Source organism: Streptomyces sp. NPDC098789 (assembly GCF_044759975.1).
GTDB lineage: Bacteria > Actinomycetota > Actinomycetes > Streptomycetales > Streptomycetaceae > Streptomyces.
Window position 1 is genome coordinate 25,495 of record NZ_JBIWAJ010000024.1, and the last position, 20,579, is coordinate 46,073.

Annotated in this window: 17 protein-coding genes; 6 read left to right on the plus strand and 11 right to left on the minus strand. The window is 71.9% G+C overall.

Annotation, left to right across the window (positions count from 1 at the left end; all coding sequences use genetic code 11):
- The first annotated feature begins 153 nt into the window (after positions 1–153).
- Together ACIQWR_RS34990 and ACIQWR_RS34995 are read left to right on the plus strand one after the other, a co-directional pair.
- Positions 154–1,926 carry an LCP family protein gene (locus ACIQWR_RS34990; protein ID WP_404018164.1) on the plus strand — a complete coding sequence of 591 codons (1,773 nt, stop codon included), beginning with the start codon at positions 154–156 and terminating at the stop codon, positions 1,924–1,926.
- Between the two features lie 75 nt (positions 1,927–2,001).
- Positions 2,002–3,699 carry an LCP family protein gene (locus ACIQWR_RS34995; protein ID WP_404018166.1) on the plus strand — a complete coding sequence of 566 codons (1,698 nt, stop codon included), beginning with the start codon at positions 2,002–2,004 and terminating at the stop codon, positions 3,697–3,699.
- Positions 3,700–3,775: 76 nt separating this feature from the next.
- Here ACIQWR_RS34995 and ACIQWR_RS35000 read toward each other — a convergent pair whose 3' ends face one another.
- Complete coding sequence (locus tag ACIQWR_RS35000) at positions 3,776–4,804, minus strand: glycosyltransferase family 2 protein (protein ID WP_404018169.1); 1,029 nt, start codon at positions 4,802–4,804, stop codon at positions 3,776–3,778.
- Positions 4,805–4,960: 156 nt separating this feature from the next.
- Between ACIQWR_RS35000 and ACIQWR_RS35005 the strand changes: the two genes are divergently transcribed.
- The gene (locus tag ACIQWR_RS35005; protein WP_404018387.1) at positions 4,961–6,445 is read left to right on the plus strand and encodes an LCP family protein; all 1,485 of its coding nucleotides are present in this window, start codon (positions 4,961–4,963) and stop codon (positions 6,443–6,445) included.
- A 43-nt stretch (positions 6,446–6,488) separates the two neighbouring features.
- On the opposite strand, the gene ACIQWR_RS35010 is transcribed toward ACIQWR_RS35005, so the two are convergent.
- From ACIQWR_RS35010 to ACIQWR_RS35020, 3 genes are all read right to left on the minus strand, one after another.
- Positions 6,489–7,985 (minus strand): glycosyltransferase family 39 protein, encoded by a 1,497-nt coding sequence (locus ACIQWR_RS35010; RefSeq protein ID WP_404018172.1) that lies wholly within the window; start codon positions 7,983–7,985, stop codon positions 6,489–6,491.
- On the minus strand, positions 7,982–9,247 hold the full coding sequence (locus ACIQWR_RS35015) for an acyltransferase family protein (protein WP_404018175.1): 1,266 nt from the start codon (positions 9,245–9,247) through the stop codon (positions 7,982–7,984). Before ACIQWR_RS35015 ends, ACIQWR_RS35010 begins: the two co-directional genes overlap by 4 nt.
- Before the next feature lie 217 nt (positions 9,248–9,464).
- Positions 9,465–10,025, minus strand: coding sequence for an acyl-CoA thioesterase (locus ACIQWR_RS35020; protein ID WP_404018177.1), 561 nt, complete (start codon positions 10,023–10,025; stop codon positions 9,465–9,467).
- Between the two features lie 105 nt (positions 10,026–10,130).
- On the opposite strand from ACIQWR_RS35020, the gene ACIQWR_RS35025 reads away from it, so the two are divergent.
- The gene (locus ACIQWR_RS35025) at positions 10,131–11,471 is read left to right on the plus strand and encodes an LCP family protein (protein WP_404018180.1); all 1,341 of its coding nucleotides are present in this window, start codon (positions 10,131–10,133) and stop codon (positions 11,469–11,471) included.
- A 95-nt stretch (positions 11,472–11,566) separates the two neighbouring features.
- Here ACIQWR_RS35025 and ACIQWR_RS35030 read toward each other — a convergent pair whose 3' ends face one another.
- The 6 genes from ACIQWR_RS35030 to ACIQWR_RS35055 form a co-directional block, all read right to left on the minus strand.
- Positions 11,567–11,857 (minus strand): hypothetical protein, encoded by a 291-nt coding sequence (locus tag ACIQWR_RS35030; RefSeq protein ID WP_404018183.1) that lies wholly within the window; start codon positions 11,855–11,857, stop codon positions 11,567–11,569.
- Positions 11,858–12,029: 172 nt separating this feature from the next.
- Positions 12,030–12,854 (minus strand): polyprenol monophosphomannose synthase, encoded by an 825-nt coding sequence (locus ACIQWR_RS35035; protein ID WP_404018186.1) that lies wholly within the window; start codon positions 12,852–12,854, stop codon positions 12,030–12,032.
- A 52-nt stretch (positions 12,855–12,906) separates the two neighbouring features.
- Positions 12,907–13,989, minus strand: a complete 1,083-nt coding sequence (locus ACIQWR_RS35040) for an NDP-sugar synthase (protein ID WP_354382917.1) — start codon at positions 13,987–13,989, stop codon at positions 12,907–12,909.
- 265 nt (positions 13,990–14,254) lie between these two features.
- A complete protein-coding gene (locus ACIQWR_RS35045) occupies positions 14,255–15,784 on the minus strand; it encodes an FG-GAP-like repeat-containing protein (protein ID WP_404018189.1) in 1,530 nt (509 codons plus the stop codon).
- Positions 15,785–15,888: 104 nt separating this feature from the next.
- Positions 15,889–16,512, minus strand: coding sequence for a hypothetical protein (locus tag ACIQWR_RS35050; RefSeq protein WP_404018191.1), 624 nt, complete (start codon positions 16,510–16,512; stop codon positions 15,889–15,891).
- 209 nt (positions 16,513–16,721) lie between these two features.
- A complete protein-coding gene (locus ACIQWR_RS35055) occupies positions 16,722–17,894 on the minus strand; it encodes an acyl-CoA dehydrogenase family protein (protein ID WP_404018194.1) in 1,173 nt (390 codons plus the stop codon).
- Between the two features lie 215 nt (positions 17,895–18,109).
- Here ACIQWR_RS35055 and ACIQWR_RS35060 point away from each other — a divergent pair, with 215 nt between their 5' ends.
- Positions 18,110–19,450: a UDP-glucose dehydrogenase family protein gene (locus ACIQWR_RS35060; RefSeq protein WP_404018197.1), complete on the plus strand. Its 1,341-nt coding sequence runs from the start codon at positions 18,110–18,112 to the stop codon at positions 19,448–19,450.
- A gap of 28 nt (positions 19,451–19,478) precedes the next feature.
- On the opposite strand, the gene ACIQWR_RS35065 is transcribed toward ACIQWR_RS35060, so the two are convergent.
- Entirely contained in the window at positions 19,479–19,988 is a 510-nt protein-coding gene (locus ACIQWR_RS35065; protein ID WP_404018199.1) for a CGNR zinc finger domain-containing protein, read from the minus strand.
- Positions 19,989–20,093: 105 nt separating this feature from the next.
- Here ACIQWR_RS35065 and ACIQWR_RS35070 point away from each other — a divergent pair, with 105 nt between their 5' ends.
- A complete protein-coding gene (locus ACIQWR_RS35070) occupies positions 20,094–20,459 on the plus strand; it encodes a VOC family protein (RefSeq protein ID WP_404018202.1) in 366 nt (121 codons plus the stop codon).
- Positions 20,460–20,579: the final 120 nt, after the last annotated feature.

The window sequence follows — 20,579 nt, forward strand, 5'->3', positions numbered from 1 at the left end:
ATTTCTCACCAGCATGGTTTGACAGTGAATTGGCCGGATAAGGTGAGCGATCCGGTGCGCGGGCGGGCCTGAGGCCGCGTACCAGCCGGATCGTTGACCGAGCGCCTGGGGGGAGGCGCGTCGCGAGGCACCCGACGGAGGACTCGAGCAACCGTGGATGCGCACAGCCGTGGGCGAGCAGAAGAAGTCGACCCCGCAGACCAGTGGGTCATCGACCCCCGCACGGGCAACTACGAGCTGCGACTGGACCGCTCCGCTGCGCAGCAGCCTTCCGTAGCCTCCTCCAGACGAGCCCGCGGCCCCTTCGCCTCCCCCCGGATCGCACCCCGCTCGGCCCGACCCGGCCGGTCCACGACGACTCCCGCGAACCCCGCGAGCCCCACCGCGCCGTCCCCGGGAGTGCCCAAACCCCGGCGCGGCGACGGCCCGGGCGGTGGGCGGCGCGGCGGACGCAAGACCGCCGGTGGCGGCGGTGGTCGCGGCCGACGCAAGGGCCTGGCCGTCGTCGGCGGCTCGCTCGCCTTCGTCCTGGTGGGCGGCGCGCTGGCCGGCTACCTGTACTACGACCACCTGAACGGCAACATCAAGACCACCGACACCCTCGGTGCCGGCCGCAACGGCTTCCAGAAGGACCAGCCGATCAACATCCTGATCATCGGCACGGACAAGCGGACCGGTGACGGCAACCAGGGCTACGGCGACTCGGACAGCCCCGGGCACGCGGACACCACCTTCCTCTTCCACGTCTCCAAGGACCGCACGAACGCGACGGCGCTGTCGATCCCGCGCGACCTGATCACCAACATCCCCACCTGCCCCACCAAGCAGCCCGACGGCTCGACGAAGAACATCCCCTCCCAGCGCGGGGTCCGCTTCAACACGAGCCTCGGCCAGGAGGGCCGTGACCCGGGCTGCACCATGCGCACGGTGCAGGAGCTGACCGGGATCCCGGTCGACCACTTCCTGATGGCGGACTTCAACGCGGTCAAGACGCTGAGCACCGCCGTCGGCGGGGTGCCCGTCTGCCTGGAGAAGGCCGTCAAGGACCGCGATTCGAAGCTGGACCTGACGGCCGGTGAGCACCGGCTCGACGGGGAGCAGGCGCTCGCCTTCGTCCGTACCCGGCACTCCTTCGGCAACGAGAGCGACCTGGACCGGATCAAGACCCAGCAGCAGTTCCTGAGTTCGATGATCCGCGAGATGAAGTCGAAGGACACGCTGAGCAGCCCCAAGAAGCTGTTCGCGCTCGCGGAGGCGGCCACCAAGGCGCTGAGCGTCGACAAGGGCATGGGGTCGATCTCCCAGCTCACGGCACTCGCCGGAGAGTTGAAGGGGATCAACCCCAAGAACATCACCTTCACCACGCTGCCGGTGCTCGACAATCCGGCCGAGCGGGTCAAGGCGACCGTGGTGATCAACCCGGGGCAGGCCGACCCCCTGCTCCAGATGATCCGCGGGGACGTCTCGCTGACCGCCGTGGAGCAGAAGGAGAAGGCCGCCGAGGCCGCGGCCAAGAGCAAGCAGGACGCGCTGCTCCAGGGCAACCGCGCGCCGGCCGCAGACGTCCGGGTGAGCGTGACCAACGGTGGCGGACCTCAGGGTTCCGCCTCCACCACGCTCGCGTGGCTGCAGAATTCCAAGGGCGTGGAGAGGTCGAGCAACCTGGGCAACGCGCCCGCGAAGCTCGACCGGACCACGCTGGAGTACGCGCCCAACCAGGCCGACCAGGCCCGGGCGCTCGCCGACATGATGGGCCTGCCCGCTTCGGCCCTGAAGCCCGGCACGGCGGACGCACCGCCGAAGACCCCGATGAAGCTCACGCTCGGCGCGGACTTCAAGGGTGCGGGGATCTCGCTCACGGCGCCGCAGCAGGCGCCCGAGGGAGTCCAGCGGGTCGAGGCCGACAAGGCCGTCTGCGCCAAATAGGGGGTCCCGATGGGTGACCGCCACAGGAATGACCGGCACAATGCCTGACGAATCAGGATCTTGAGGGGGGTACGTGTGACGCACAGCAACGTGCGCGGGGAGGGTGCGCCTTCCGGGGCCACCGGCGGCATACCCGGCAGCGGCGGTGGGGCGCCCGGCGCGGTACCCCGCCCACGCGAGGGCTCGGGGAGCGGAGCCGCCACCGGCGGCAACGGCCCCGGAGCGGGCGGTCCCGGAGCGGGCGGTCCGACGGGTCCGGGGCGGCGGGGGCGCAGACGCGTGCTGCGCTGGACGGCCTCGGTGCTGGCGTTCGTCATACTCGGGACGGCCGGCGCCGGATACCTGTACTACCGCTACATGAACGGCAGCATCAAGACCGACATCCTGAACCTCGGGGACAGCCGGCTGAAGGGGTCCAAGCCCAACGCCTTCGGGCAGACCCCGCTGAACATCCTGCTCATCGGCTCCGACGCGCGCAACGACAAGGAGAACCAGGCCCTCGGCGGGGCCAAGGACACCTTCGACGGGCCGCCGCTGGCGGACGTGCAGATGCTGCTGCACCTGTCGGCGGACCGCACCAACATGTCGGTCGTCTCGATGCCGCGCGACACCCTGATCAAGATGCCGAAGTGCACCGACACGGACGGCAAGGTCTACCAGGCCAGCAAGGGGCTCGTGCAGACCAACGAGTCGCTCAGCCGCGGCGGCCCCGGCTGCACGGTCGCGGCCTGGCAGGAGCTGACCGGCATCCCGATCGACCACTTCATGCTGATCGACTTCAAGGGCGTGGTGGCGATGGCGGACGCCATCGGCGGCGTCCCGGTCTGCGTCCAGCAGAACGTGATCTCGCGCAACAGCGAGGGCAAGGGCTCGGGCCTGAAGCTGCCCAAGGGCCAGAACGTCATCCAGGGCGAGCAGGCCCTGCAGTGGCTGCGCACCCGCTACGGCTTCGAGGACGGCACGGACATCGGCCGTACGCACGCCCAGCACATGTACATGAACTCCATGGCCCGCGAGTTCCGCAAGAACGCCAAGCTCACCAACCCGGTGAAGCTCAACAGCCTGGCGCAGGCGGCCATCAAGGCCATGGTCGTGGACACCGGCCTGAACAAGATCGACAAGCTGTTCGACCTCAGCATGGAACTGAAGAAGGTCCCCACGGGCCGGATCACCATGACGACCATGCCGTGGGTGTACAGCACCCGCGAGGAGGGCCGGGTCGAGCCGAAGGCGGTCGAGGCCGAGGAACTCTTCAAGATGGTCCGCGAGGACGTCCCGCTCGACGGCAAGGGCACCCCGGCGGCCGCCAAGTCCGCGGCTCCCGCGCCCTCGCAGTCCGCGGCCGTCCCCGCCGCGCCGCCCGCCAAGATCGCGGTCCTGGTGCGCAACGCGACCGGTGGCAAGGACGCCCCGGAGGACAAGGTCAAGGGCCGCTCGACCGAGGTCACCGCGCTGCTGTCGACCAAGGGCTTCACCAAGGCCGTGGCCGACAACCAGGTCGCCGGCGAGGACACCACGGTGGTCCGCTACGCCGGCCTGGACCAGGCCGCCGACGCGCAGGCCGTGGCCACCGCGCTCGGCCTGCCCGCCGGCGCCGTGCAGCGCTCGACGGACGTCAGCGGGATCACCCTGTTCGTGGGCAAGGACTGGCGCACGGGCGACGCCCCGGCGGCGCCCACCCCGACCCTGAACAAGGCCCCGGACTCGGCGCGCCCGCTCAACGGCGACGACGACAAGGAGTGCATGGCGATCCAGCCGGGCTTCACCTGGTAGCCACCGCGCGCGCATAGCGGGAGGGGCCCGGCGGATCGCATCCGCCGGGCCCCCTCTCGTACGTGCGCCGCGCGCCCTACGGCGCCGCCGGGGCGTCCTCGCGCATCGACGGGCGGCGGCTCGCGATGACCTTGTTCGCCAGGGAGCGCGGGCTCGTCAGGAAGCCGAAGCCCCAGGACATGTGCATCGTGGCCAGGGCCACCGGGATCTGCGCGCGGGCCTTCAGCGACAGCCCCTTGCCCGCGGGGACGGAGCCCGCGGTGATCGCGGCCAGGTAGCCCGCCGGGACCGCGAAGGCCCAAGGGGTGAGCGTCGCGCCGGCCACCGCGCCGGCGGCGATCGCGACGAGCGCGGTCGGCGGGGCGAGGTAGCGCAGGTTGATCGAGCCCGCGTGGTAGCGCGCCACGACGTGGCGCCAACGGCCGTAGTCCTTGTACTGCTTGGCCAGCGCCCGTACGGAGGGGCGCGGGCGGTACTGGACCTTCAGCTCGGGCGAGAACCAGATGAGCCCGCCGGCCTCGCGGATGCGGAAGTTCAGCTCCCAGTCCTGGGCGCGGATGAACTCCACGTTGTAGCCGCCTGCGCGCTCCAGCGCCTCGCGGCGGAACACCCCGAGGTAGACGGTGTCGGCGGGGCCCGCCTCGCCGCCGGTGTGGAAGGCGGCGTTGCCGACGCCGATCTTCGAGGTCATCGCGGCGGCGACGGCGTCTTCCCAGGCGTTCTCGCCCTCGGCGTGCATGATGCCGCCGACGTTCTGCGCGCCCGTCTCCTCCAGGAGGCGGACGGCGGTGGCGATGTAGTTCGCGGAGAGCATGCCGTGCCCGTCGACCCGTACCACGATCGGGTGACGTGAGGCCTTGATGGCGGCGTTGAGGGCGGCCGGGGTGCGACCGGTGGGGTTCGGGACGGTGTGGACGCGCGGGTCTTCACGGACGAGCTGGGCGGCGATCTCGTCGGTCCGGTCCGTGGACGGGCCGAGCGCGATCACCACCTCCATCTCGCCGGCGTAGTCCTGCCCCAGGATGTGCCGGACGGAGTCGCGCAGGTGGCGCTCCTCATTGAGCACCGGCATGATCACCGAGACTGCGGGCTGCTGGGTGGGCATGTGGTCCTTCGAGGTCGGGTATCGGTGTCACGTTACCGCGTACGGGGGAACCGGGGCGCGCCGGACGATCGGTACGGTCAGTCGCTGATCGTATGGGCCTACTGTTCGGACGGATCTGCCCCTGTTGCCGCCGCGGAGGTGCCCCACGTGTCCCCCGTGCCCCACCCGCACCGCTCCCCCCGCCCTGCACCCCCGCATCCCCCCAAGCGCGGCGGTGGCCCGGCCAAGCCCGCGCGCCGGCCGCGCTGGGGCGTACGGCTGGCGGCGACCGTATCGGTGGTGGTGCTGGGCTCCGGCGCGATCGGCCACGCGGTGATGACCGGGCTGGACACCGGGATCGAGCGGGTGGACCCCTTCAAGGACATGAAGAACCGCCCCCGGGCGGGCCACGGCATGAACTTCCTGCTCGTCGGCACCGACGGCCGGGACAAGATCAGCCCGGACCAGAAGCGCGACTACCGGCTCGGCGGGGCGCCCTGCCACTGCACGGACACGATCATGCTGGTGCACATCTCGGCCGACCGGGAGCGCGCCAGCGTGGTCAGCCTGCCCCGCGACAGCTACGCCGAGGTCCCCGAGCACACCGACGCCACGACCGGCAAGGTCCGGCGCGCGCACCCGGTGAAGCTGAACGCCGCCTACGCCGAGGGCGGGCCGAACCTGACCGTGCGCACCGTGGAGAACATGACCCGGGTGAAGATCGACCACTACCTGGAGGTCGACTTCACCAGCTTCATGAAGACCGTCGACGCGATGGGCGGGGTGGAGATCTGCACCGCCAAGCCCATGCAGGACTCCTACACGGGCCTCGACCTCCAGCCCGGCACGCACCGCCTCAACGGCGGCCAGGCCCTGCAGTACGTGCGCTCGCGCCATGTGGACGGGGCCTCGGACCTGGGCCGGATGCAGCGCCAGCAGCGCTTCGTCGCGGCGCTGATCAAGCAGTCCGCCGGTGGTGGGATGCTGCTGAACCCGGTGAAGTTCAAGCAGGTCAGCTCGACCCTGCTGGGCTCGGTCCGGGCCGACCGGGGCTTCGGCTCCGAGCAGATGCTGGCGCTGGGGCAGGCGATGCGGGACTTCGCCCCGTCGTCCTCGGAGTTCGCGTCCGTACCGGTCGGCGACGCCTCCTTCCCGGTGAAGGGGCTCGGCGAGACCGTCAAGTGGGACGAGGCGAAGGCGGCCAAGGTCTTCGCCGCGCTGCGCGACGACCGCCCGCTGGCCCCGGCCCGCCCGGCGGCCAAGGCGGGACGGGCGGCGCCGCAGCCCGCCGTACCGGTGGACGTGGCGCCCCAGCAGATCCGGATCCAGGTGGAGAACGGCACCCGGATCGACGGCATGGGCGGCCGCGTCGACGAGGCCCTGCGGGCCACCGGCTTCGACACCACCCGGGCCCCGGGCAACGCGGCCAGCCGGGAGATCAAGCGCACCGTGGTCACCTACGACCCGCGCTGGGACCGCTCGGCGCGGACGGTGGCCACCGCGCTGCCCGGCATCGAGCTGCGGGCGGTGGCCGGACAGGGGCGGACCCTGATCGTGACGGCGGGCTCGGACTACAAGAAGGTGGTCCCGGTCCGCGCCGAGGACCCCTACCAGGGCGAGTTCGGCGTGGTGACGGGCGACCAGGTGGTGTGCGGGAGCTGAGCCCCCGCCCCCGCACCGGCCGCCCGTACGGGGGCCGCCGCGATCAGCGGTTGCGCTCGACCAGCGTCACCTGGAGCCCGCGCACCTTGGTGCTCTGCACGACCTTGTAGTGCGCGCGCAGCGCGTCGGCCTCCGCCGCGGGCAGCTTGTGGAACGGGTCCTTGGTCCCGCTCCAGGTGACCACCCAGATCCGGCGGGTGTCGCCGAGGCAGGCGGTCGGCTGGGCGCAGGCCACCGGGAACAGGTCGTCGTTGGCGACGGCCGACTTAGAGGCGAACACGTCGCGCAGCTTGACCCGGTCCGGCAGGTTGTACTCGACCTGGTAGTCGACCATGTAGACGCTGTCGTTCCCGCGGACCGGTACGAAGCCGTCGCCGGGCCGGTAGCCCTTGGTGATGACGTTCGCCACGGAGGCGCCGACGACGCCCTTCTCCTTGGAGAGCTCGGCGCGCAGCTGGACCTGGTCCGTGGCCCCGAGACCGACGATCAGCACCAGCCCGACCGCACCGGCCGCGCGGGGCTTCAGCGCGGCCAGTCCGGCCGCGGCCAGCACCACCCAGGCGGGCACGGTGAAGGCGAGGTAGCGGTCGAAGAAGTAGGCGGTGCTGCCCTGCGAGACGATCCAGCAGCCCGCCATGGGCAGGGCGCCGACCAGCGCGATCTCCATGGCCGGGCGCCGCCCGCGGCTCCAGGCGAGCGGCAGCGCGGCGGCGGCCAGCACGCCCGCCGCGACCAGCGGCGAGCCGAAGAGGCTGTTCCACACCTCGGCGATGGTGCGCAGGTGCGGGGTGGTCAACCAGCTGATCTGGCGGCCGACCTGGCTCTGGCCCAGCAGCACCAGCGGCAGGACGGGCAGCAGGGCGAGGACGACGGCCAGCGCGTACCCGACGGCGAGCCGCCACCGGCGGGCCCGGCGGGCCCGCAGCAGCACGATCACGGCGTGCGGCAACAGGACGAGCAGCGAGACGATGTGGAACAGTCCGGCGGCGCAGATCGCGACGGAGTACGGCAGCCAGCGCCGCACGCCCGGCCGCTCCAGCGCCCGCAGCAGCAGCCAGGTCGCCGCGGCGACGGCGAGGACGACGAAGGCGTACGAACGGGCTTCCTGGGCGTAGCGGCTGACGACCGGGACCAGCGCGAAGAGCAGCCCGGCGAAGACCGCGGTGCGGCGGTCGAAGAGCGTGCGCGCCGTCAGTACGACGAAGGCGGCGGCCCCGGCCATGGCGAGCGCGGAGGGCGCGCGCAGGGCGACCAGGGAGTCCCCGAAGAGCGAGGTCCAGCCGTGCAGGACCAGGTAGTAGGCGCCGGAGACGGCGTCCACGTTCCCGAGCATGTCGAGCAGGTCACCGGTGTCGCGGGTGGCCGCGCTCCAGCTGGCTATCTCGTCGCGCCACATCTGCGGGGTGCCGCTGCCGACGAGCCCGACGGCGAGGGTGAGCAGGGCCGCCCAGAGCCAGTCGGGGGCGGTGCGGCGCCGGGCCCCGGGGGCGGTGGTGCGGGGCGCGGGGACGGGGGCGGTCCGGGTCTGGGTGCGACTCATCGGCCGTGGCCTTCCGCGTGGGCTCGGGCGGCTTCCGGCGCGCCCGCGGGGGCGGGCAGCACGGTGGCCGGGTCGCCGGCGCGGCGCCGGACGGGCGGGTCGGTCTTCGGTAGCGAGAGGCCGGGGGCGTCCAGCATCCGCTTGACCAGGGCCGACAGCGGCCGCTCGGCGTAGCGGTGGACGATCCAGGCCAGCAGCAGGATCGCGGCCAGGGCGAGGGCGAGCATCGGGTAGACGCCCACGCCGTTGTTCCGGCCCCAGGTGATCAGGGCGAAGCCGATCTCCTGGTGCAGCAGGTAGACGGGGTAGGTGAGGGCTCCGGCGACGGTGAGCCACTTCCACTGGATCCGGTCGAAGGCGCCCAGCGCGATGGCCAGCACGATCCCGAACGCCAGCAGGGAGAAGCCCGCCATGACGTTCCAGCTCAGCTTGTGCATGACGCCGTACTCGTAACTGCCCTTCGTGCCCAGCAGCATGTGCTGGGCCACCAGCCAGGAGAACCCGACCACGCCCAGCAGCAGCCAGTTCACCCCGAAGCGGTAGATCAGGAACATCGCCACGCCTGCGATGAAGTACGGGGCGTACTCCGGCATCGCGAACATCTTCAGCAGCGCCATGTCCGACTGGCCGGCGACCACCGCGAGGACCATCCAGATCCCGCAGAACGCCAGCACCCGGCGGTAGGTCAGGCCGAGGGCCACGACGACCGCGAAGACCAGGTAGAAGCGGAGCTCGACCCAGAGCGTCCAGTAGACCGGGTCCACTTCGGAGACCCCGAGCGGCTGCTGGAGCATGGTGAAGTTGGTGAAGATGTCGGACTTGCTGAGGTGGCTGCGGCTGGGGCGGGCCGTGGCCGCGTAGTTCACCACGAGGGCCGTCAGGATGATCGCGACCCAGTAGGCCGGGAAGAGGCGCACGACCCGGGAGGTGAAGTACTGGCGCGGGGTGCGGCCCCAGCAGGACATGCAGATGACGAAGCCGCTGATCATGAAGAACAGCTCGACGCCGAGGAATCCGTAGGCGGTGAAGCGGTGCACGTCCGGCATCAGCTTCTGCGGGGTGCCGCCCCAGATCTCCGGGTAACGGTTGACACCGGTCCAGTGGAACGCGACCACCATGAGCGCGGCGATGAGGCGGAGCCCGTCGAGCGCGCGCAGCCGGGGCCGCCGGGCGGGGGCCGCTGGGGCCTCTGCCGGGCGGTGCTGCGGGGCGGCGGACACGTGGACCCCGGGTGCCGGGGAGGGCGGTACGACCGTCGACATATGAGGAGCTTCTCCGCAGCAGAGCCGGATACGGGCGGACGCCCCCGAGCCCGGCGAACCGGGCCGGGCAGAACGTCAGCTCATCAGTCTACGTGCGCCCGTCCGGGGGACGGGACGGCCCGGGGTCCCGAGTGAGCGACACCTCAGTGCGGCGGGCGGCCCGGTGCGGCGGGCGGCCCGGTGCGGCGGGCGGCCCGGTGCGGCGGGCCGCGGCGGCTCACTCGGCGTCGAAGCCCTGGGCCGCCCGCTCCTCGCGCAGCGCCATGATCGCCCGGCGGCGGGCGAGGCGGTGCGTGCGGCGGATCTCCGCCTCCTGGTAGCGGCGCCGGTCCTGGTCGGTCTCCGGGAGCACCGGCGGCACGCTGCGCGGCTTGCCCTCGGCGTCGACGCCGGTGAAGACGAGGTAGGCGCTGCCGACCTGGGTGGCGGGGGTGGACTCGTTCCACCGCTCGGCCAGGACCCGTACGCCGATCTCCATGGAGGAGCGGCCGGTCCAGTTGCACTGGGCCTTCACGTGCACGAGGTCGCCGACCCGGACCGGCGCGAGGAAGGCCATCTCGTCCATGGAGGCGGTGACGGCGGGGCCGCCGCTGTGGCGCCCGGCGACGGCACCGGCCGCGTCGTCCACGAGTTTCATGATCACGCCGCCGTGCACCGTGCCCAGGAGGTTGGTGTCGTTGGCCGTCATGATGTGGCTCAGGGTGGTGCGCGAGGCCGAGATCGGCTTGCCGGGCGCCTGTGCACCCTGGTCGCCCCGCACGTCCGGTGTGTCTGTCATACCGCCACCTTAAAGCTGTCGCGGATGCATCAGCTGTGCAACAGCACCGGTACGAAGCCCCGCCCGCCCTGTCCGGGGGCCCTCCCGGGCAGGCATCCTTAGGACATGAATGACTGGCCTGATGGGCGGCGGAACGAGAACCGCGACGACCGGTACGGACGCGGGGGCGCCCAGGCGCGCCCGGAGGACGCCCAGCGGATGCCGCACGTCCAGCGCCGGCAGCCGCAGCGCCCCGGCCAGCAGCCCGGACGCCCTCCCGTACCTCCGCAGGGCCGCCCCGCGCAGGCGCCGCCCGGCTACGGCGTACCGCCCCAGCAGCAGTCCCACGACGGCGGCTACGACGGCGGCTACAACACCGGGCAGGTCTACGGTTCCCCCTCCCCCCAGCGCCCCGGCGGACCGGGCGGCCCCGCGGGCCCCGGTGGTCCCGGCGGACGCGGTGGGCCCGACCGTGCCCCGGGGGCCGCACCGGACTGGCGCAAGCGGATCAAGATCGGTTCGATCGTGCTGGTCTCGGCGCTGGTCGTGACCACCGTCGGCACCTACTTCTGGGCCGATTCCAAGGTGCGCCGCGAGGTCGACCTCTCCAAGGTCATCGAGCGCCCCAAGGAGGGCGACTGCACGACGTACCTGATCGTCGGCTCCGACAGCCGCGAGGGGCTGTCCGACGAGGACAAGAAGAAGCTCCACACCGGCTCGGCCGAGGGCAAGCGGACCGACTCGATGATGATCCTGGCGGCCTGCTCCAGCGGGAACACCATGGTCTCGCTGCCGCGCGACTCCGATGTGGAGATCCCCTCCTTCATCGGCTCGCAGTCCGGCAAGAAGTTCCCCGGCAAGGGCAAGCGGGAGAAGCTCAACGCCGCCTACGCCGACGACGGGCCGGAGCTGCTGGTGCGCACCGTGGAGTTCAACACGGGCCTGCGCATCGACCACTACGCCGAGATCGGCTTCGCGGGCTTCGCGAACATCGTGGACGCGCTCGGCGGCGTGGACATGAACATCGAGAAGGGCTTCAAGGACGAGAAGTCCGGGGCCGACTTCAAGGCGGGCGAGCAGACCCTCAACGGCGAGCAGGCGCTGGCCTTCGTCCGGACCCGCTACGCCTTCGCCGAGTCGGACCTGGCCCGGACCAAGAACCAGCAGAAGTTCCTGTCGACCCTGGCCCACCAGGCGGCGACGCCGGGCACGATCCTGAACCCGTTCCGGCTCTACCCGACGCTGGGCGCCGGTCTGGACACGCTGATCGTGGACAAGGACATGGGCCTGTGGGACCTGGGCGAGATGTTCTTCGCCATGAAGGGCATCAGCGGCGGCGACGGCGTCTCGCTGAACATGCCGATCTCCGGTGAGCGCAATGGCAACCTCATCTGGGACAAGACGAAGGTGCAGCAGCTGGTCAAGCAGATCCAGAGCGACCAGAAGGTGACCGTGACGGGCAACTAGGGCGTCACGGGAGGTGTGGTGCGGTGATCGGAAGGTTCCGGTCGCCGCGCCGCGTCGTACCGCACCGCACCGCACCGCACCTGCCGTTCACTCGGTCACTCGATCAAGAGGCTGCGTCCGTGCGCGACGGCGCCCCGGCCCGAGGGGATCTCCTGCGCCACGTCCCCGTCGCACTGGGGGCCCGACCAGATCTGGGCCGTCGCGTCCGTGCCGTTGAACACCCGGGACGGAACGAAGTCGCCCAGCCCGTAGCAGCCTGCCGGGTCGCCGTACCGCGCACCGTCGATGATCAGGGCCCCCCGGGCCGCCTGCGCCACACCCGGGGCCGCCAGCGCCAGCACCGCGGCCGCCGCGCACGCCCCGAGAAGCTTTGCCGCACGTCGCATCATTCGCCTACCTCTTTCCTCTCCCCGACCAGCTGACATCACAGACCGTAGGGTGTCGGACACGATCCGTGACACGGCGTGCGGGAGCGCGAGGGGGGCGTGCGGAGCACGGGAAGGGCCCGCCGGACGACGTCCGGCGGGCCCTTCCCCTACGTGTGTGCGCGTGCTCGGATCAGCGGCGGGCGCGGGCGCGCAGCTTCCACGGCATGGCGATCGACTCCAGCTGGACCGCGAGGTTCATCTTGGACTCGCCGACGGTGCGGTCCTCGAAGTGGATCGGGACCTCCATGACCTGGAAGTCACGGCGCAGCGCCTTGAACTTCATCTCCACCTGGAAGCTGTAGCCCGCGCTGCCGACCGACGCGAGGTCGATGGCGCGCAGCGCCTCGGCGCTCCACATGTTGAAGCCGCCCGTGATGTCGCGGACGCGGGTGCCCAGGATGGTGCTGGCGTAGGCGTTGGCCCAGCGCGAGAGCAGCTTGCGGTGGGCGCCCCAGGCGTCGGAGAGGGTGCCGCCGGGGACGTAGCGGCTACCGACGACGAGGCCCGCTCCGGTCGACATCGCCACGCCCAGCATCTCGGCGATCTTGGCGGAGGGGTGCGAACCGTCGGCGTCCATCTGCAGGACGTAGGCGGCGCCGTCCTCGACGGCCTTGGCCATGCCCGCGGCGTAGGCGCGGCCGAGGCCGTCCTTCGTGGTGCGGTGCAGGACCGACATGCGGGGGGTGCCGTCCTCGGCGAGGTGGCCCTCGGCGAGGTCCTCGGCGATCTGGCCGGTGCCGTCGGGCGACGAGTCGTCGACGACCAGGAGGCGCAGGCCGGGCAGCTCCAGGCCCATCAGCAGCTCGACCATGCCCGGCAGGTTGCCCGCCTCGTTGTACGTGGGCATGACCACGGTCAGCGGGGTGTGTGCCCACGCATCGGGAAGCGCGGGGGACGCGGTCGCGGCCGCGGCCGGGGCCGAGGTCTCGCGGGGGGTCTTCTGCTCGCCTATCACAGGGTTACGCCTCACTGAAGTCGGTCGGTACGCGCACGCATCCGGCCCGGGGTCACCGGTCCGACGAGAAGCGCACGGCGGCGGGAGGCAGCTCTGCCTCACACCACACCCGCACCCCGGCGCGAAGTTCGTTGTCGGCGCCCACCAGTGCTCCGTCCCCGATGACCGCGCCGTCCAGCACCGTGCGCGCGCCCACGGCGGCGCCGGCACCGATCAGGGACGCGGTCACATGCGTGTCCGGACCGATGGTGGCGCCGTCCAGCACGATGGAGCCCAGTACGACGGCGCCCGATTCGATCCGGGCACCGGCACCCACAACGGTACCTCCCGAAACCTTCGCCCCGTCCGCCACCTGTGCGCCGGGCAGGACCAGGACCTCACCGCGCGGGCCGGGAACGGCCGGGGAGTCGACGACCCCGCGGACCAGGTCGGCGGAGGCCTGGACGAAGGACTCGGGCTTGCCGAGGTCCAGCCAGTAGGTGTCCTCGGTCTTGCCGTGCAGCTTGGCGCCGGAGGCGAGCAGGCCGGGGAAGGTCTCGCGCTCGACGGAGACCGGTCGACCGACCGGAATGGAGTCGATCACCGAGCGGCGGAAGACGTAGCAGCCGGCGTTGATCTGGTCGGTGACGATCTCCTCGGGGGTCTGCGGCTTCTCCGTGAAGGCCAGCACCCGCCCCTCGGCGTCGGTGGGGACCAGACCGAAGGCGCGCGGGTCCTCGACCCGCACCAGGTGCAGGGAGACGTCCGCGTCGGCGGCCCGGTGGGAATCGACCAGGCCGCGGATGTCCAGGCCGGTCAGGATGTCGCCGTTGAAGACCAGGACGGGCTCGTCGGCGCCGCCGGTCAGCAGTTCGGCGGCGTTGCGGATGGCGCCGCCGGTGCCGAGGGGCTCGTCCTCGACGACGTACTCCAGGTGGACGCCGAAGTCGGAGCCGTCACCGAAGTAGGGCTCGAAGACCTCCGCCAGGTAGCAGGTGGCCATCACGATGTGCGTCACACCGGCGTCGGCGGCCCTGGCTATCTGGTGGGCGAGGAACGGTACGCCCGCAGCCGGAACCATCGGCTTGGGGGTGTTCACCGTGACGGGGCGCAGTCGCGTCCCCTGCCCACCGACCAGCAGGATCGCTTCCGTCATTTCTTCTCCCCAACAGGTTCGGGCGCACGAAGGTTCAAATTTAGCCCACTCGGGGACGTACCGAGGCCGGAGGTGACGGGCCCCACGGGGTGCGGGGGGCGTGGCGGGCCCGGCCGGCCGGGCCCGGCGCCCGGAACACCGGTGCCCACGCGGCGGGTCGGGGGCCCTGCGCACGCGCCCGGGCCGGTCGCCCCCCGCGGAAGGAGGGGCGACCGGCCCGGGACGTTGTTGCGGATTTGGTACGCACGCCCGCCCCGTGCGCGCGTCAGACGACGGTGCCCTGGTACAGCCAGCCGGCGCCGAAGCCGTCGAAGAGATAGGCCGACGCGCTGTCGCCGGACCCCGCGAGGATGTAGTCGACGTGGGTGTCGCCGTTGAAGTCCGCGAACTGCACGTTGCCCTGCACGGTGGTCACGCCGCCGACGATCTGCCCCAGGTTGCCCCAACTGCCGTGGCCGTCGCCGCCGCGGTTGGCGTACCCGCTGACGGCTCCGTTGCCGCCGATCGTGAGGTAGTCGGCCCGGCCGTCGCCGTCGATGTCGGCGAGGCGGACCCGGGAGCGGTCCGTCGTGGTGCCGGAGGCCACCTGGTTCAGGACCTGCCAGCCGGCGCCGGTGTCGCCGCCGCGGTTGACGTAGACGACGATGGCGCCGTTGTCGGCGATGGTCGTGTAGTCGGTCCGGCCGTCGCCGTCGAAGTCGGCGAAGCGGACCTGGTCCTGCTTGGTCGTGGTGCCCGTACCGATCTGCCCGACGCTCTGCCAGCCGCCGTGTCCGTCACCGCCCCGGTTGAGGTAGACGACGACGGAGCCGTTGGCGTTGACGAGGATGTAGTCCGCCTTGCCGTCGCCGTCCCAGTCGGCGAACCGGGCGCGGGTGCGGTCGGCCGTGAGGCCGGTCGCGACCTGGCCGTAGTTCTGCCAGCCGCCGCCGGAGTTGCCGCCGCGGTTCAGCTTGACGGTGACGGCGCCGTTGTCGGCGACGACGAGCTGGTCGGTCCTGCCGTCACCGTCCCAGTCGGCCCAGCGGACGCGGGCGGCGCCGCCGACCTCGTTGCCGGCCCGCGGCGCGGGCGCGTGCTGCGTCCAACCGTCGCTGACCGCCTGCTCGATGGCGGCGTTGAAGGCGCGGGCCATCTTGTCGTAGCCGAGGGTATTGGGGTGCAGGCCGTCGGCCAGTTCCGTCGCGGCGTCGAGCTTGGGCGGCTCGACGAAGCGGAAGTGCTGGCCTGCGGAGCGGCGGGAGGCTTCCTGGCCGCGGAGCACGGTGTTGAAGGTGGCCGCGCGCTGCTCCTGGCCCACGGTGTCGGTCAGGAGGCCCTGCACGAGGACCGTGACCCCGGGCTTGCGCGCCTGGATCCCGTCGACGAGCGTGGAGAGCCGGTTCGCGGCGGCGACCGGGTCGGAGCCCGTCTGACGGATGTCGTTGATGCCGAGGTGGAGCAGGACCACGTCCGGGTTGGCGGCGGTCTGCCACTCGTTGATCTTCGCCCGGACGTCCTCGACCACCCATCCGCTGTTCCCGTTGTGGTCGGGGTCGGGGAAGTTGCCGAGGGCGCGGCTCCCCACGAGGTCCGGGAGGTAGCGGGTCTGACCCGCCATGAGGTTCCACAGGGGCTGCCGGTATCCGGCGAAGGGCGAGGGCGATCCCACTCCCTCGGTTATGGAGTCGCCGAGGGGCATGATGTGGAGGAGCGGCGGGGAGGGCTGGGCCGCCGCGGTGGCCGGGGTGGCGCCGAGGCCGAGGAGGGCGGCGCCTGCGAGCAGGGCGAGGCTGAGGTGCGCGGTGCGCTTCATCACGGGTCTGGGACCTTCGGTCAAGAGGGACTGCGACGCGGGGCGTCTTCGCATGACGGGGCTGGGCGCGGCCCGGGAGATGGCGTACGGGGCCGCGGAGCGGGTCAGCCGGTCACGCGGAGCTCGACGACGACGGGGCCCGTGGCACCCAGCGGCTTGTCGACGATCCTGGCGTAGCTGTTCTTGGCGACGTCCACGTTCGCGGTGGTCGCGGCGACCGAGGTGAACGTGGCGTTCACGGGGTGCGCACCGGCGTCGAGCGCGAAGACGCGGTCCGATTCGAGGGTGATCCGGCCCGTCTGCGAATGGACGGTGAAGCAGTAGATGGGCTTGCGCTTGGCCGCGGGGTCCTCGTAGGTGTAAAGGCGCACCTGGGACGTGCTGGTCCCGCATTCGGCGAGGGTGATCCCGCCGTCCCCGCGGACCAGCTTGATCCCGTCCTTCGCGAGGATCGCGGCGGCGTTCGGGTACGGCGACACCTGAGCCACGGGGACCGCGGGCGACGCCGGGGCGGACGCGGCGGCGGAGGGCGACGCGGAGAGCGACGCGACCGGCGAAGGGGACGTCGAGGCCGAGGGCGCGGGCGACGTGGCGGCCGGGCCGGAGGGCGTCCCGGGCGCCGCCGGAGCCGCCGCGGAGGAGCCCGCGCTCCCCTCGGCGGTCGCCGCGTAGGCCCCGAAGGCGCAGAGCGAGGTGACCGCTATGGCGGCTATGACGGGTTGACTCACGCGCGAGAACACCGGGCGGGGCCCTTTCGGAGGCGGCAGGATCAGCGACCACCAAGATGTGGATCTTGGTGGTCATTCGAAGATATCCCAATACCGCCGCGCCGCCCGGGAGTTTGTGACGGACCCGCTCCGGGAGCGCGCCAAGGGGACGACGACGTCCGGGCCCCCGGCGGAACGCCGGGGGCCCGGAGGTCCGAGGTCGGAGGCCGTTACGGCAGGTTGCGCGCCATGACGATGCGCTGGACCTGGTTCGTGCCCTCGTAGATCTGCGTGATCTTCGCGTCGCGCATCATGCGCTCCAGCGGGTAGTCACGGGTGTAGCCGTAGCCGCCGAGGAGCTGGACCGCGTCCGTGGTGACCTCCATGGCCACGTCGGAGGCGAAGCACTTGGCCGCGGCGCCGAAGAAGGTGAGGTCCTCGTGGCCGCCGCCGCCGGAGACGCGCTCGGACTTGGCCGCCGCCGCGTAGGTCAGCTGACGGGCCGCCTCCAGCTTCATGGCCATGTCCGCGAGCATGAACTGCACGCCCTGGAAGTCGCCGATCGGCTTGCCGAACTGCTTGCGCTCCTGGACGTAGCCCTTGGCGTAGTCCAGGGCGCCCTGGGCGATGCCGATCGCCTGGGCCGCGATGGTGATGCGGGTGTGGTCCAGGGTCTTCATGGCGGTGGCGAAACCGGTGCCCTCGGCGCCGATCATGCGGTCGGCCGGGATGCGCACGTTGTCGAGGTAGACCTCGCGGGTCGGCGAGCCCTTGATGCCGAGCTTCTTCTCCGGGGCGCCGAAGGAGACGCCCTCGTCCGACTTCTCGACCACGAAGGCGGAGATGCCCTTGGAGCGCTTCTCGGGGTCGGTCACGGCCATCACCGTGTAGTACTCGGAGACGCCCGCGTTGGTGATCCAACGCTTGACGCCGTTGAGCACCCAGAAGTCGCCGTCGCGCACCGCGCGGGTCTTCATGCCGGCCGCGTCCGAGCCCGCGTCCGGCTCGGAGAGCGCGTACGAGAACATCGCGTCGCCCTTGGCCAGCGGGCCCAGGTACTTCGCCTTCAGCTCCTCGGAGCCGGAGAGGATCACCGGGAGCGAGCCGAGCTTGTTGACGGCCGGGATCAGGGAGGAGGAGGCGCAGACGCGGGCCACTTCCTCGATCACGATCACGGTGGCCAGGGCGTCCGCGCCCGCGCCGCCGTAGCTCTCGGGCACGTGGACGGCGTGCAGGTCGCTGGCGACGAGCGCGTCCAGGGCCTCCTGCGGGAAGCGGGACTCCTCGTCGACGGCCGCCGCGAACGGAAGGATCTTGGCCTCGGCGAGCGAGCGGACCGACTCGCGGAGCATGTCGTGCTCCTCGGCCGGGCGGTACAGGTCGAAGTCGGCAGAACCCGCCAAGACTCTCACTCCCCAAGGTGATGCGTGATGCTAACTACCGTTAAGTAACCCAGAGCTTAGTGTCCCGACCCGATCACGGATACGTGAGCCGCACGTGAGTTGCGTGACAGCGGGTGCGACCGCGGCCCGCGACAAAGGGGACAGGGGGAACGTCCCCCCGCGCACGCCCGACTATGCTCGGTGGCCGCGAACGGCACCACACCCTTGGAGCACGCATGGCCCCCAAGATCACTGTGATCGGTACCGGCTACCTCGGCGCCACCCACGCCGCAGCCATGGCCGAACTGGGCTTCGACGTGCTGGGGCTGGACATCGTCCCGGAGAAGATCGAGATGCTGGCCGCCGGCCGGGTCCCGATGTACGAACCGGGGCTGGAGGAACTGCTCGCCACGCACGTCGCCGGGCTGCCGGGCGCGAGCGGACGGTTGCGCTTCACCACCTCCTGGGAGGAGGTCGGCGCCTTCGGCGACGTCCACTTCGTCTGCGTGAACACCCCGCAGAAGCACGGCGAGTACGCCTGCGACATGTCCTACGTCGACTCCGCCATCGAATCCCTGGCCCCGCACCTGACCCGGCCCGCCCTGGTCGTCGGCAAGTCCACCGTCCCGGTGGGCTCGGCGGCGCGGCTGGCGGACCGGCTGGCCGAGCTCGCCCCGGCGGGCGCGGACGTCGAGCTGGCCTGGAACCCCGAGTTCCTGCGGGAGGGCTTCGCGGTCCAGGACACCCTGCACCCGGACCGGATCGTGATCGGCGTCCAGGGCGAGACGGCGAAGAAGCTGCTGCGCGAGGTGTACGCGACCCCGCTCGGCGAGGGCTCGCCGCTCGTGATCACCGACTTCCCGACGGCGGAGCTGGTCAAGACCGCCGCGAACTCCTTCCTCGCCACGAAGATCTCCTTCATCAACGCGATGGCCGAGGTCTGCGAGGCCGCGGGCGGCGACGTGGTCAAGCTGGCCGAGGCGATCGGGCACGACGACCGGATCGGCGCGAAGTTCCTGCGCGCCGGGATCGGCTTCGGCGGCGGCTGCCTGCCGAAGGACATTCGGGCCTTCATGGCCCGCGCCGGCGAGCTGGGCGCCGACCAGGCGCTGACCTTCCTGCGCGAGGTCGATTCGATCAACATGCGCCGCCGCGGGCACATGGTCGAGCTGGCCCGCGACGCGGTCGGCGGGTCCTTCCTCGGCAAGCGCGTCGCCGTGCTCGGCGCCACCTTCAAGCCGGACTCGGACGACGTGCGGGACTCCCCCGCGCTGAACGTGGCCGGCCAGATCCACCTCCAGGGCGGCCAGGTCACCGTCTACGACCCCAAGGGCATGGACAACGCCCGCCGCGTCTTCCCGACCCTGGCGTACGCCGACTCCGCGGTGGCGGCGGTGACGGGCGCGGACGTCGTCCTGCACCTCACCGAATGGCGCGAGTTCCGCGAGCTGGACCCGGCGGCGCTGGCCCCGCTCGTCTCGGACCGCCTCGTCCTGGACGGCCGCAACGCGCTGGACTCCGCGCGGTGGCGCGCGGCGGGCTGGACCTACCGGGCGATGGGCCGCCCGCGCGCGTAACGGCGTACGGGTCCCGCGCGGGCCGGTCTCAGGTGGTGCGGGCGGCGGCGCGGTAGGTGCGCATCTTGGCGCGCGCGCCGCAGACCGACATCACGCACCAGCGGCCCCGACCCGCCGGGCTGCGGTCGTAGTACGCCCACTGGCAGTCCGGCGCCGCGCAGGCCTTCAGCCGCGGCCAGGTGCCGTCCGCCGCCGCCGCGGCGACGGCCGAGGCCACCCGTGCCAGCAGCGTCGGCTCCCCCGCCGGAGCCGCCGGGGCCAGGGTCGCCGCGCCGTCCGGAGCGATCCGGACCGTGAGCGGGGCCGCGGCCAGCAGGGCGTTCAGATCCTCCAGCGCGCCGGGGGCCACCGGGTGCCCGGCGTGGGCCCGACAGGCGGCGCGCAGGCCCTCGCGCAGCTCGGTCGCCTCCGCGAGCGCCGGTCCGGACAGCCCGAACTCCCGCGCCAGCCGGTCCTCCCCGGTGTCCACGCTCAGCGTGTTGACGAGGGCCTCCACCCACGCGAGGTCCCCGGGTGCCGGTGCTCGTTCCCCGCTCATGTCCTCGACGTTACCCCTTGGCCCGGCGAGGCGGTAACGCCTACAGTGAGGGTTACCGGTAAACACCTTCTACAGGTAACCGGCCATCGCAACGGAGGAGAGACCATGGCCATCGCCGCGCTCGGCACCGTCGTCGTCGACTGTCCCGACCCGCTCGCCCTCGCCACCTTCTACGCCGGCCTGCTCGGCGGCACGCCCAGCCCGGACGAGGACGGCTCCTGGGTCGACCTCGCCGGCCACCCGGGCACCGCGCTCGCGTTCCAGCTGGCTCCCGGGCACGTGGCGCCGAAGTGGCCCTCGGACGGGGGCGCGCAGCAGTTCCATCTCGACCTGACCGTCGACGACCTGGACGCGGCGCAGGCCCGGATCCTGGACCTGGGGGCGACGCCCCTGGACCTGGGCGGGCCCGACCGCACCTACCGCGTGTACGCCGACCCGGCCGGGCACCCGGTCTGCCTCTGCGCCTGCTGATCGCCTTCCCGGCCGAGCCCGTGTTTCGGGTGCGGGCCGTGTGCCCTCAATCGCCGGGCGGGCTTGATGGGGCCCGCCCCAGCCCCGCCGGCGTTTGAGGCGGGGACAATTCAGCCCCGC